The sequence below is a fragment of the uncultured Ruminococcus sp. genome (assembly GCF_947301925.1).
GTDB lineage: Bacteria > Bacillota > Clostridia > Oscillospirales > Ruminococcaceae > Ruminococcus.
In genome coordinates this window covers 62,022-74,625 of the sequence record NZ_CAMYUE010000011.1, presented here as the reverse complement: position 1 = coordinate 74,625, position 12,604 = coordinate 62,022, and the positions used below count along the sequence as shown (strand labels likewise).

Sequence of the window (12,604 nt, the reverse complement as noted above, 5' to 3'; positions counted from 1 at the left end):
TCTGCGGTTTTTTCAGCTGCCATAGGGAACAAGCAGCTCCGTACACTTATCCCGCCATTCCTGATAAAACGGGCAGCTGTGTACATATTCCACCGCCGCTGAGGCGTTGTCGTCCTTAGCGGTCAGCGTGTGGCTCTGGGTGTACTCGTACACCCTGAATATCTCATCGTCAACGATAAGGTCTATGAAGTCATACTCCTTTTCGGGAGGCTCCGGCGCTTCGCTGTCCTCGGGCTCTGTATGAGCGCTGACGGTACAGAACGGGTCGGACTCCTTAATAAGGGTATCAAGCTCCGTGAGCTCGCCGCCTTCAATGCTGCCAAGCTGGAAAACATCGCCGAACAGCATGAAATCGTCGTCGCTGCTCTCGGTGAGGGCTGACTTCAGCCAGCGGTCGTCGTCAAGCTCATAGAAATCGGAGTACTCCTCCTCGCTTGTCCACAGGCGGTCGAAGCGGTCTATGGTGCCTTCATTGTGCATATAGAATCCGCACCAGACCCGTCCGCTGTCCTCGATGATGAGATCTGATTTTGTGTAGGAATCGGTATTGTACAGTCTTTCGCGGTAGATGATCCTTCCCGCATTGCCGTTCTGCTCCGATCCTGTATTGGGATTTACGGCTTCCGTAAAGTGTTGTTTGGTTGGAGGCTGCGGGGTCTGGGGCGCTTTTGCTCCCGCACCGCAGCCAGCCAGTAAGAGGGTTGATAAAGCGGCTGATGCCATACGTTTCATGTCATAGCCTCCTAAATCCGTGAAAAAACTTCTCCTATCCTGTCACAAATGAGAAGATCGGCGTTCCTGTCCATAGGTGTCGGCGCCATATTTATGATAATGAGATCTTTTCCCTTGAAGTAGCGGATAAGACCTGCCGCAGGGTACACATTTAGCGATGTTCCGCCGATAATAAGGGTATCGGCAGAAGCGATAGCGTTTACGGCTCCGCTGACTGTGCTGTCGTCCAGTGACTCCTCATAGAGCACCACGTCGGGCTTTACAACGCCGCCGCATTGGCATCTGGGGACTCCTTCTGAGTTCACGATGAACTGTACATCATGGAATTTCCCGCACTTTGAGCAGTAGTTCCGCAGAACGCTTCCGTGGAGCTCGTATACGGTCTTGCTGCCTGCCGCCTGATGGAGACCGTCGATATTCTGGGTTACAACGGCGGAGAGTTTTCCCTCCTGTTCAAGCTGAGCCAGCTTCAGGTGAGCGGCATTGGGCTTTGCGTCGAGACAGAGCATTTTTGCCCTGTAGAAGCGGTAGAACTCCTCAGTCTTTTCCATGAAGAAGGTGTGGCTGAGAATGGTCTCGGGGGGATAATCCCACTGCTGGCTGTAGAGGCCGTCAACGCTGCGGAAGTCGGGTATGCCGCTTTCCGTGGAGACGCCTGCGCCGCCGAAGAATACGATGCTGTGGGAGTTCCTGACTATATCCGAAAGCTTTTCTATGTTGTCCATATTATCGGTCTCCTATCACCTTTACATAGAATTTTCTTGTTCTTGGGCCGTCGAATTCGCAGAAATAGATATCCTGCCATGTTCCCAGGAGGAGCTTGCCTCCGCTGATGATTATGGTCTCGCTGGCTCCCACGGCTGAGGACTTTATATGGGCGTCGGAGTTTCCCTCAGCGTGGCGGAAGCTCTGAAGGTCGGGGAAGAATTTGTCCATGCCCTTGATAAAGTCGGTCTGCACGTCGGGGTCGGCGTTTTCGTTAATGGTTATGGCAGCGGTGGTATGGGGGCAGAATACAAGGCAGACGCCCTCCAGGACGCCGCTTTCCTTTACGGCCTCGCTTACCTCCCGTGTTATATCAACAAGCCCCTCAGCAGGAGTGCTGAGCTTGAAATTGAAAAGCATTTATATCAGTCCTTTCTTAAATCAGGATTTATCAGTGTAGAATTTACAGAAATAATTCAGGGGACATTCCTCGCATCTCGGTTTACGGGCATTGCATATATCCCGTCCGAATTCCACTGTTCTGTGGCAGAAATCCGAAGATTTCTCGGGCGGTATCAGCTTCACAAGATCCTTTTCCACCTTTGCGGGCTCCTTGTTTTTTGTGAGGCCGAGACGTCCCGTTATGCGTATGCAGTGGGTATCCGTCACCATTGCGGGCTTGCCGTAAACGTCGCCCAGTATAAGATTTGCGGTCTTTCTTCCCACTCCCGAAAGGGTGAGGAGCTCCTCCATGGTATCGGGCACCTCTCCGCCGAAGTCGTTTATGAGCTGGGAAGCCATTTCCTTCAGGCTCTTTGCCTTGTTCCTGTAAAAGCCGCAGGGCTTCACGTCCTGCTCAAGCTCGGCAAGGTCGGCCTCCGCAAAGGCCTCCAGTGTGGGGTATTTCTTAAAAAGAGTCTCCGTGACTATATTTACCCGGGCGTCGGTACACTGAGCCGCAAGCCTTGTGGCGAACATGAGCTCATAGGGCTTTGAATAATTCAGCGTGCATACCGCGTCGGGATAGAGTTTTTCCAGTTCCTCCACAGCAAGCTTAGCTATCTCTTTCTTAGTCATTTGCGGGACTCCTTCAGTTTCTTCTGCTTTTCAAGTATTCCGTCGTAGACTCTGTACATCTTCTGGACGGTGTTTTCGAGAAAATAGTAGTGCTTTATATAGAACAGCAGCAGCACCAGTATCATCGTTACCAGCAGCAGGACGGGTATATTTGATGTGAATACCAGCACGGCTATGAATATGGCAAGTATGAGCGCGAACATCATTGTCACGAGGAAATGGACTATCCTCTCGTGCTGCATGAAGGCGATCTTGTCCATATGCTCGGCCATTATCTCGTCCAGCTCTGCGGAGTCGCTGCATTTTTCAAGTCTGTCCTGAATGTACTTCATGTAGTTGGTCAGGTATTCAGTCATTTTATCACGCTCCATGAACAAAGTTAACGAAACTCTACAGAAATTATACACCTTTTTAGCAATAATGTCAATACATCTGCTGCAATTGTTCAGACTTTGTTCAAAATGTAATTTAAGCTTCGTTTAAGTAACTTTTGAGCTATTTGACAAATAATTCTTCATTCTGATTGTGCGTACATACGAATTTACAGGGGAAAATGAAAACATTCTGTTACTATCCTTGATTTTAGCTAAAATGATGCTATAATTAAAGTACAGGACATTCTATTATATAATAGGAGGATATTAACATGAGGAAGAACATTATGAGAAAGGCAGGAGCTGCACTGATGTCGGCGGCTATGGCACTTAATGCCGCGGTTTTCAGCACAGCTTCCGTAACAGCGGCAGATCAGCCGCTGAAGTTCGAGTTCGAGGACGCAAAGATAACAGGGGATATCACTGTTGAAAAGGACTCCTCTGCCAGCGGCGGCTCCGCACTTAAAATGACCGAGAGCGGAACCATAGAGCTGACGGTAACTGTGGAGACCTCGGGCTCGTACAAGCTCACGTTCTATGCTTTTGGCATCGGCACCGACAAGCAGCAGAATCTTTCCGTAAACGGTACATCTCAGGGAGCTATCGGTATCCCTCAGGGAACAGAGTATACTGCCGTTGCAGTACCTGCCATCATGCTGAAGGCAGGCGATAACACTGTGACCATAGAGAAGTCATGGGGATGGTCGCAGTTCGATTACCTCACCGTAGAGTCCATGGCGGCTGCAAAGATCGAGGCGAAGCAGACAACTCCCTGCGATCAGCTTGCTACCGTTGAGACCCAGAGCCTTATGGCTTATCTGGCTGAGGTCTATGGCAAGCAGATAATCTCGGGTCAGCAGGAGATCTACAGCGGCGGTCCTCACGGCCTTGAGACCGAGTTCGAGTACCTCAAGGACACCACGGGACACTATCCTGCTATCAGGGGCTTTGATTACGGTAATTTCTGCTGTCCTCTTTACGGCAGCGACGACGGCTCCACGGACCGTATAATCGACTGGGTAAAGAACAAGGGCGGTATCGCAACTGCTTCCTATCATATCAACGTGCCCAAGGACTTCGCAGGCTATACCATAGGTTCAAAGCTTGAATGGTCTGCGTCCACATACGGCGCGAAGGACACGGATTTCTCTCCCTCAAAGGCCGCTACCCCCGGCACCAAGGAGAACGAATATTACCTCAGCACCCTGAAGACCCTTGCAAAGGAGTTCAACAAGCTTGAAGCCCAGGGCGTTCCCGTGATCTGGAGACCTCTCCACGAGGCAGAAGGCGGCGGCGGTGAGACAGGCTCATGGTTCTGGTGGGGCAGAGAGGGCTCCGCAGCGTACAAGAAGCTGTGGATCTATACCTACGAGACCCTCACCAATGATCTTAACTGCCATAACCTTATCTGGGAATGGAACAGCTACAACTTCGATACCTCAAAGAACTGGTATCCCGGCGACGCTTATGTGGATATAATCGGCTACGACAAGTACAGCTGCACCGACTGGTCAACAGGCAGCGCAAGGTACTATCACAACGACAGTCCCTTTGCCTCCACATTCTACGGCATCATGGAGAAGTACGACAGCGCCAAGATGATATCCCTTGCCGAGAACGACTGCTTCTCAACTCCCGACAAGATGCAGGAGGAGGGAGCTGCATGGCTCTACTTCTGTACATGGTATGACGGCGGCTCGGATAACAACAACTTCCTTTCAAATCCCACCTTCAACACCAAGGAAGACACTATCGCAATGTATCAGAGCGATTACTGCATAACCCTTGACGAGCTCCCCGAAAACCTCTATGACCGAGAGGGCGTTACTCCTCCCGATCCTGCAAAGACCACTACCACAACAACTACCACCACCGATCCTGATGTGACAACTACAACAACGGCTTACAAGTTCGAGATAAAGAAGAAGTCCGTTACTATCCCCGAAATGCCTGCTCTTGCTGTTGGCAAGCAGATGGAGATCAACCTTACAGGCGCTGCCGGCGCTTCCGTAGGCGGTGGCATAGGCTACGGTACCAATGCCGACGACTGGAAGAACATAGAGTGGAAGGGCACTATAGGCTCTGACGGTACACTGAAGACGATGGTGGATATATCAAAGATACCCGAAAGCTTCACCACCTGCGAGGTGCAGGTATGGTGGTCCAATACATGGGACACAGCAGCCGACAAGGGCATAGATCAGCCCTATGAGATAGGCGACTGCACCGTGCGCTTCCTTATGGGCGGAGCTCTTGAGGAGAAATGGGGCGATACCAACCTGGACAACGCGGTAGAGCTTGCGGACGCTATCCTCATCATGCAGGCTCTGGCTAATCCCAATAAATACGGAGAGAACGGCTCCGATAAGATGCACCTCCGTTCAAGAGGCAAGGAGCTGGGCGACGTTGACAGATCGGTTGTGGGTCTTACAGCCAACGACGCACTGTTCATTCAGGAGTACCTCCTCAAAAAGAGAACTACCCTTGACCCCAACGCAGAGTAAACAGAAAAGCTGCATCGCAAGCGTATTACTTACATAGAAATAAATATGTAACTATCGGGGAAAAACCTTTCTGAGGAAAGGTTCTCCTCTGACGGAGGCGCGCCACTTTGTCACTTCGTGACATCTCCCCGCACTGCGGGGAGTCACCCCGAACCCCTTTTCCAAAGACTTTATAGCTGATTTTTTCTATAACAGAGCCCCCTTGTAAGTTTTACAAGGGGGCGAGTTTTTTTGGTGGCTCTGCCATAGAAAAAATTAAATATGCAGCCTTGAAAGAAGCTCGAAAAAACTTCTTCAAAACGGTTTTACTCAATAATTACATTATCATTCAATATAAGTATCACGCTTGCGGTACAGCTTTTTTCGTATACGGCGTTTATTCGCCCATTCTTGCCTTTATGTATTCTTCCAGCAGATCAACTGTCCTGTCCATTCCCAGACGGGAGCTGTTGATGCTGAGATCATAGAGCCTTGAATCGCCCCAGTGACCGCTGCAGTGATAGTTGTGATAGCGCTTTCTCTTGCGGTCCTTCTTGTCGATGAAGGCCTTTGCCTTGTCCTCTGAGAGCTCATACACGTTCATTACGCGCTTGATCTTCTCGTCCATGTCTCCCAGTACGAACAGGGAAACAAGGCACTTGAAATCGCGGAGCTTGGTCTCGGAGCAGCGGCCTACCACTACGAAGGATTCTCCGCTTTCGGCCTTTTCTCTCAGGAATTTGAACTGCATCTCTGCGATGTTGTCCTCTATGGAATTGCTGTAGCCGTTGACTCTGCGTGAGAGCAGGTGATTCTTGGGCTTTTCGTTGTATTTTTCTATTTCCTCGGGAGTCAGACCCGTCTTGTCTGCGATCTCCGTGATGAGGTGACGGTCGTACAGGGGAATATTGAAGCGCTTGGCCAGCTGCTCTGCGATGGCCTTGCCGCCGCTTCCGAATTCACGGCCTACGGAAATAATAACCTGTGGCATAAGTGATCCTCCTTTTACAATATATGTCTGAAATACATTGTATCACATTCTGACTTGAAAATCAATGTTTTATGTATATTTCCCCCGCCGCAGGCGGGGGAACAGCTTTGTATATCAGAGATAGCGAACGAAAAGATATATGGTGGATATAGTAAGTACGATAACGGTGGCGGGAGCAAGCTTTTTGCAGTATCTGCCCCAGCCGATGGGATAGCCGTTCTTCTGGGCAACCGATGTGCCCACAACGTTTGCGGAGGCTCCGATGGGAGTAGCGCTTCCGCCGATATCCGTACCCATTGCAAGGCCCCATGCAAGAGTTGAAATGGAAACTCCCGAGGTCTCTGCAAGGCTCTGTATGATAGGCACCATTGTAGCGGCGAAGGGGATATTGTCCACGAATGCGCTGGCGATAGCCGATACCCAGAGTATGATGGCCAGCATGAGCATAACGTTTCCACCGCTGATGTCGCCGATGAAGTTTGCGATGAGCTTGAGTATGCCTGTTTCTTCAAGTCCGCTTACCACGATGAAAAGGCCGATGAAGAATATCAGCGTCTTGTAGTCCACCTTCTTTATGAGCTCAAGAGCGTGCTTGCCGAAGGCGATAAGGGTGATCGATGCAATGAAAAGGCCTATGGTGGCAACGGTGAGATGAGTTGTGGCGTGAGTGATGAGGAGTATCACAGCCAGAGCGAAGATGATACTGCTGAGTATGAAGTCCTTCTTGTTGGTGATAGCCTCAGAGGGCTTGGGGAATTTGCTCATATCCACGGGCTCGCCCTTGCCGCCTGCTATCTCCTTGCGGAACGCAAAGTAAAGGAACACTACGGATACCAGAAGTGAAATAGCCGCGCAGAGTCCCGTATTGGTGAGAAAATCGAAGAATGAGAAGCCCAGTGACGTACCGATGATGATATTCGGGGGGTCTCCGCACATTGTTGCAGAGCCGCCAAGATTAGCGCAGAATATCTCTGAGAGTATCATGGGTACCGGATTGAACTTCAGCAGGGAAGCCAGCTCTATAGTAACAGCGGCAAGGAACATTATAACTGTGATACTGTCTATGAACATGGAGAGAACTGCCGACATTACCATAAAGGTTATGAATATGGGGACGGTCCTGCATTTTACCAGATAGGCTATCTTCATGCACAGCCATCGGAAGAATCCCGCCTTGGCCATGCCCTCTACCATTACCATCATGCCTGCGATGAAGATTATGGTGGCCCAGTTTATACCCTTGCTTTCGCTTTCCGTGACCTGATACCAGAAATCCTTGGTAGCAAAGCCCTTGAGTGCAAGAGTGTCCATTATTGCGCTTCCGCTGCGCATACAAATACCGAACACAACTACCAGCGTAAGTATACCGCTGCCCAGTGTGACGTAGTGCCTTTCGATCTTGTCCAGGACTATCATTATGAACATCCCGACGAAGATGACAATGGCAAAGATCTGTGCTGCTGTCATATTAACCTCCGACGATATGCGGAAACTCCGCATATTTTCTTTTTATTTTTTGCTTTCCTATTTAATAGAAAAACGCACCATTCCGAATTATAGCACAAAAGGATATTGAATTCAAGGCGAAAATTGATATTTTTTTCACGGATAAGATTTTTGTAGAAATAAACCTTATTTATGGTATATAAAAAAATTTTTTGGTCAGACTGTCGATGGGTATTGCAATAAGGAGCTATTTGTGGTATAATATAATCAGTGTTAAAGACGATAGAACTTGTAAAAGGTTCGTGAGAACTTTTCGAACGGGAGAGAAAAGGATAATGCTCAAATATTTACTGCTGGTAGTGGGATTTGTCCTGCTCATCAAGGGCGCGGACTTCTTTGTTGACGGAAGCTCCGCTGTGGCAAAGCGGCTGAAGGTGCCTGCGCTCATCATCGGAATGACCATAGTCGCCATGGGGACGAGCCTGCCCGAGACCTCGGTCAGCGTCAGCGCCTCACTGCTGGGGAAGAACGACCTTGCCATAAGCAACGCCGTGGGCTCCAACATATTCAATCTTATGGTGGTCTGCGGAATATGCGCGGTGCTGTGCCCTATGGCTGTAAGCAGGGATACTCTCAGAAAGGATATACCCTTTTCGGTGCTGGCAGCAGGCGTGCTGCTGGGACTGGGCGCCTTTACGGGCGTGGTACAGCGCTGGGGAGGTATAATACTCCTCGCGCTCTTTGCGGTATTCCTCTATATGATGATAAGCGCCGCTAAAAAGGCCAGGGAGTCGGGTGAGCTGTCCGATGAGGACGAGTATAAGATCATGCCCGTGTGGAAATGCCTGCTGTGCATTGTCGGCGGCGGAGCTGCCATAGCCGCAGGCGGAAAGCTGGTAGTTGACAGCGCTTCGGATATCGCAAGAGCTTTCGGTATGTCGGACAATATCATCGGCATGACGGTGGTGGCTCTGGGAACAAGTCTCCCCGAGCTGGTGACCTCCATAGTCGCCGCAAGGAAGGGCGAGGTGGATATGGCTCTGGGAAACGTTGTGGGCTCCAATATATTCAATATCCTTTTCGTTCTCGGCATAGCGGCCACCATATCGCCAATGGCCTACACCATGCAGAATACAGTGGACGCGGCCGTGCTCATCGCCATGAGCCTGCTGGTGCTCCTGCTGTGCGCACCCAAAAAGAAAATGCTCCGCTGGCACGGAGCGCTGATGCTTGCGGTATACGCAGGCTATACAACTTACATCTTTGTGAGATAAGGAGTGATCTTCATGAAATGCGAGACCTGCGGTTCGGAGCTCAGCGGTATGCAGCCCCAGTGCCCATTCTGCGGTACGCCGGATCCTGTTTTTGCCCGTCGGTACAGGCAGTATCCGCCGCCGCCTCCGAGGAATAATATGCCGCAGAATCAGTATCAGCAGAATACATATCCCCCTCCGCAGAATACATATCCTCCTCCGCAGAATATGACGCCGCCGCCCTTCATGTTCGGCGGACGCTCCTTTGACAGCAGCAACGATCCCGCTGAGGGAGCGCTGATCCTGTTATCCATTCTGTGTCCTCTGGTGGGCCTCATATTTGGCATAAAATGTCTGAGCGACGGCGAAAAGCGTGCAGGCAAGGCCTATCTGATAGCAGCCTGCGTTTCCTTCGGACTGTATCTCCTTTTGGTCTTTGGAGGAGCGCTGCTCTCGGCATTTTCGTCCGGATACTGATAAAAAGCTCAGCCCCTGTGCATATGCACAGGGGCTTTCTGCTGTATGTGAGCCGGTATGTTATGTCAGAATTCCAGCTCGTCTGTTATCTCAAAGCTGTCAAGATCAACTGATACGAACTTATTTGCCGAGAGAGCGTAAGCGTGATTGCCTATATAAAGCGCTCTGTCAAAGGTGAAATTGAGAAGCTGATCTGCAAAGGGATCCTCTGATGTGATCTCACCCTTCTTGACGAACTGTCCGTCCTCAAAGCTGAAGAACTGGTACTGTCTCAGACTCTTTGCTTCCTCGTAGTTGCTTGTGTCACAGCTTATGGGCACGCCTATGAGATTCTTCTCAGGTGCAAGAAGTATAGCCTTTCTGTCCCATACAGCCTCTGACGAATAGTACTGATAATCAAAGTCGGTCTTGTTTTCCCAGATGTATACATCGGCTGCTTCAAGGTTATTGGGATCGGAGTTGTCGAACATGGTCATTCTCAGACCTGTTATTCTTCCGTTCTCGTCTGCGTCCTGACCGAAGCCGAACAGCAGTCCCTCGCCCCAGCTCTGCATATATGTGCTGAAGCCGTTTATCTTGAACTCGTCAAGAACTTCGGGAGCCGCAGGGTTGCTGAGGTCAACCGCATAGAGGGGATCGGTCTGGCGGAATGTTACCACATAGGCCATATTGCCGCTGAAGCTTGCGGACTTGAGTTCCTCGTTCTCGCCGAGACCGTCTACGCTTCCCACCATGTTCATATCCATGTCCAGAACATAGACTCTTGTGTCCTTTTTGACGCTGGTGTAGGTGTAGTAGCCGTCATCGTCGGAGAAGTAGTCCTTGATTATGGCCTCAAAGAAGGTGTCGTCATCATCATACTTGTGGAATTCGCTGGTAACGTCGTTGAATGTGGCTGCCACGCGGAAGTATCCGTCGTATTCGCTCATGGAGAACTGATCCTTTACCACGCCGTCGATATTGGTGCTTGCCATGGGGATTATCTCTCCGTTGCTTATGGATATGCGGGTGATATCCGTGGTATTGTAGTCCTCTGCGTTATTTGCAGCAACATAGAGGTTGTCTGCGGAGCAGTAGATGCTGCCGCTGTTGCCTGCAAGGGTTTTCATATCGCGGATTGCGGGAGCTCCCGACTTGTTCAGGTCTATGCTGCCGATAACGGAGTATGACAGCCATTCCGTGCTGCCGAAACCGCAGTCGGGGATAAGTATATCGTCGGGATGTATGGGCTCGCAGCAGTCGCTGAGACCGCAGGAGGGGATATATCTGCGTGTATCGCTGCTGGTCTTGATATCGGTGAAGCGGCTGCTGGTATAATCGGTGATGAGGAGCATAAATCCGTCGGGAGATATCCTTACATCGTGGAAATAGCCGTCCTGTCTGTATACGTCTATGAGCTGAGGCTCGTCTTCGATGGTGTAGAAGGCGATGATGGTGTTGTTTGTGACGATCCTTTCATCGTAACTGTCAACAGAGCCGTACATATAGGCATTGGTGTTGTCGCTGCATATCACAGCCAGCATACCGTTATAGATGTACATCTCGTTAACGTATACATTTGTACTGTTTTCAGAGTCGATAACGTCTGTCAGGTCGATAGAGGTGCTGCCTGTGAACTTTCCGTCCTGAACGGTGGCAACGCGGAGAGTGGGGACAGTATAATAGTCGCTGTTATAGGGATTGGTGACGTAGAATATGTGCTTGCCGTCGGTCTTGACGATATCGGCCTCCATAACGTCCTTCTCCTGATTGTAGGTGTCGGAGTGGTCGGGAGTTTCGTCCCCATCGGGCTCTGTTGAGGGCTCATCGGGCTCGGTGACAGGTTCGGTATCAGGCTCAGTTGCAGGCTCGGTAAGGGGTTCTGTTGCAGGCTCCGGCTCATTGTCATTATCCCTGTCGATAACGGGGATCTCGGGCTCGGTTACCTGGCTTCCGTTTGTCTGGGGCGTCTCCACAGATGAATGAGCTGCAGCGGTAAAGTCAGTATCTTCTGCTTCTTCCAGAGCAAATTCTTCGTCGTATACCGCACCAAAGCTTTTCTTTGAGTAACTGCGCTCAAGTCTGAGACGCTCCTTTTCAGCCTTTTTGCTGGCCTTCTCAAACATGGTGTAGACCTGATCGTAGTCCTTTGCGCAGCTCATATAGCTTGCCTGGAGCTTCAGCTCGGGAGCCTGTGTCGTACCCTCGGGAGCCTTGGTGCCGTTTGTGGTACCCTCGGTTACGTCAGAGAATCTGTGTTTATTAAACTTTCCATTGTTCATTGTGTATGCAGCAGTACCGCCGATGACTGCGCAGGCTGCTGCCGCAGCTGTTATGCGCCCTGCCATTGAGATACCGCTCCTCTTTTTCTTTGGAGCCTGCTCGTCCAGCATTTTCTTTATATTCTCGGGACGGAGCCTGTCGGGAACGGGCTCTGAATTGAGCTGCTCTCTGATCTTCTCGTCATTGTTCATAAAGCTTCTCCTTTCGGGATCATAGTTCGGGGGTGAGTTCGAGCCTCAGCTTTTCTTTTATCCTTGCAAGGCGTGAACGCACCGTGCCTGCCTTTATACCGCAGACCTGTGATATTTCGTCGCTGGTATAGCCTCCCAGCACGGACATGGAGAGCATGAGACGCGACTGACTGTCAAGCCGTCCCACTGCTTCCCTGAGCTCCACCGATTCAAAGTCGAAGCTGTCAGACAGGGGAGAGTCATCTGTCGGTTCGTCCACAGGCTCATAATATGTATGCTGTTTCTTTTTTACCTTAGCGGCCAGTATCGCCATTATCCAGCTCCTGAATTTTTCGGGGCTGCGAAGTTTCTTAATATTGCAGAACGCGTCCAGTACGGTGTCGCTGACGGTGTCGGCAGCGTCGTCGGGGCTTCGCAGACTGTACAGCGCGATATGATAAAGGTTTTCATATACAGTTGCGTAAAGTCTGGCAAAGGCTTCCGTATTTCCTTCGCGGGCGAGTCTGACGTCTGCTGAGAAGTCGTTCATGCGAATCCCTCCTTTTGAATCCGAATTCATAACATAAGTGTCGCTGAGGGCAGCTATTGTTGCACGGGGCAAATAAAATCGGCA

12 protein-coding genes are annotated in these 12,604 nt (G+C 50.5%); 3 read left to right on the top strand and 9 right to left on the bottom strand.

Annotation, left to right across the window (positions count from 1 at the left end; genetic code table 11):
- Nucleotides 1–12: 12 nt before the first annotated feature.
- The 5 genes from Q0Y65_RS11845 to Q0Y65_RS11825 are packed head-to-tail and all read right to left on the bottom strand — an operon-like array spanning nt 13 to nt 2,870.
- The gene (locus Q0Y65_RS11845; RefSeq protein ID WP_297960027.1) at nt 13–732 is read right to left on the bottom strand and encodes a hypothetical protein; all 720 of its coding nucleotides are present in this window, start codon (nt 730–732) and stop codon (nt 13–15) included.
- An 11-nt stretch (nt 733–743) separates the two neighbouring features.
- Nucleotides 744–1,457 (bottom strand): NAD-dependent protein deacylase, encoded by a 714-nt coding sequence (locus Q0Y65_RS11840; RefSeq protein WP_297960025.1) that lies wholly within the window; start codon nt 1,455–1,457, stop codon nt 744–746.
- A 1-nt stretch (nt 1,458) separates the two neighbouring features.
- Nucleotides 1,459–1,857, bottom strand: a complete 399-nt coding sequence (locus tag Q0Y65_RS11835; RefSeq protein WP_297960023.1) for a secondary thiamine-phosphate synthase enzyme YjbQ — start codon at nt 1,855–1,857, stop codon at nt 1,459–1,461.
- Between the two features lie 21 nt (nt 1,858–1,878).
- Nucleotides 1,879–2,514, bottom strand: a complete 636-nt coding sequence (nth, locus tag Q0Y65_RS11830) for an endonuclease III (protein WP_297960021.1) — start codon at nt 2,512–2,514, stop codon at nt 1,879–1,881.
- Nucleotides 2,511–2,870 (bottom strand): hypothetical protein, encoded by a 360-nt coding sequence (locus tag Q0Y65_RS11825; protein WP_297960019.1) that lies wholly within the window; start codon nt 2,868–2,870, stop codon nt 2,511–2,513. The genes nth and Q0Y65_RS11825 overlap by 4 nt, the downstream gene beginning before the upstream one ends.
- 290 nt (nt 2,871–3,160) lie before the next feature.
- Here Q0Y65_RS11825 and Q0Y65_RS11820 point away from each other — a divergent pair, with 290 nt between their 5' ends.
- Complete coding sequence (locus tag Q0Y65_RS11820) at nt 3,161–5,392, top strand: glycosyl hydrolase (protein ID WP_297960017.1); 2,232 nt, start codon at nt 3,161–3,163, stop codon at nt 5,390–5,392.
- Nucleotides 5,393–5,768: 376 nt separating this feature from the next.
- Here Q0Y65_RS11820 and Q0Y65_RS11815 read toward each other — a convergent pair whose 3' ends face one another.
- Nucleotides 5,769–6,362: an AAA family ATPase gene (locus Q0Y65_RS11815; protein WP_297960015.1), complete on the bottom strand. Its 594-nt coding sequence runs from the start codon at nt 6,360–6,362 to the stop codon at nt 5,769–5,771.
- A 114-nt stretch (nt 6,363–6,476) separates the two neighbouring features.
- Complete coding sequence (locus Q0Y65_RS11810) at nt 6,477–7,829, bottom strand: SLC13 family permease (protein WP_297960013.1); 1,353 nt, start codon at nt 7,827–7,829, stop codon at nt 6,477–6,479.
- Nucleotides 7,830–8,143: 314 nt separating this feature from the next.
- On the opposite strand from Q0Y65_RS11810, the gene Q0Y65_RS11805 reads away from it, so the two are divergent.
- Together Q0Y65_RS11805 and Q0Y65_RS11800 are read left to right on the top strand one after the other, a co-directional pair.
- On the top strand, nt 8,144–9,082 hold the full coding sequence (locus Q0Y65_RS11805) for a calcium/sodium antiporter (protein WP_297960011.1): 939 nt from the start codon (nt 8,144–8,146) through the stop codon (nt 9,080–9,082).
- Between the two features lie 12 nt (nt 9,083–9,094).
- Nucleotides 9,095–9,538: a hypothetical protein gene (locus tag Q0Y65_RS11800; protein WP_297960009.1), complete on the top strand. Its 444-nt coding sequence runs from the start codon at nt 9,095–9,097 to the stop codon at nt 9,536–9,538.
- A 65-nt stretch (nt 9,539–9,603) separates the two neighbouring features.
- Here the strand turns inward: Q0Y65_RS11800 and Q0Y65_RS11795 are convergent, their stop codons facing one another.
- Together Q0Y65_RS11795 and Q0Y65_RS11790 are read right to left on the bottom strand one after the other, a co-directional pair.
- Entirely contained in the window at nt 9,604–11,991 is a 2,388-nt protein-coding gene (locus Q0Y65_RS11795) for a beta-propeller domain-containing protein (protein ID WP_297960007.1), read from the bottom strand.
- A gap of 19 nt (nt 11,992–12,010) precedes the next feature.
- Nucleotides 12,011–12,520: an RNA polymerase sigma factor gene (locus Q0Y65_RS11790; protein WP_297960006.1), complete on the bottom strand. Its 510-nt coding sequence runs from the start codon at nt 12,518–12,520 to the stop codon at nt 12,011–12,013.
- Nucleotides 12,521–12,604 lie beyond the last annotated feature (84 nt).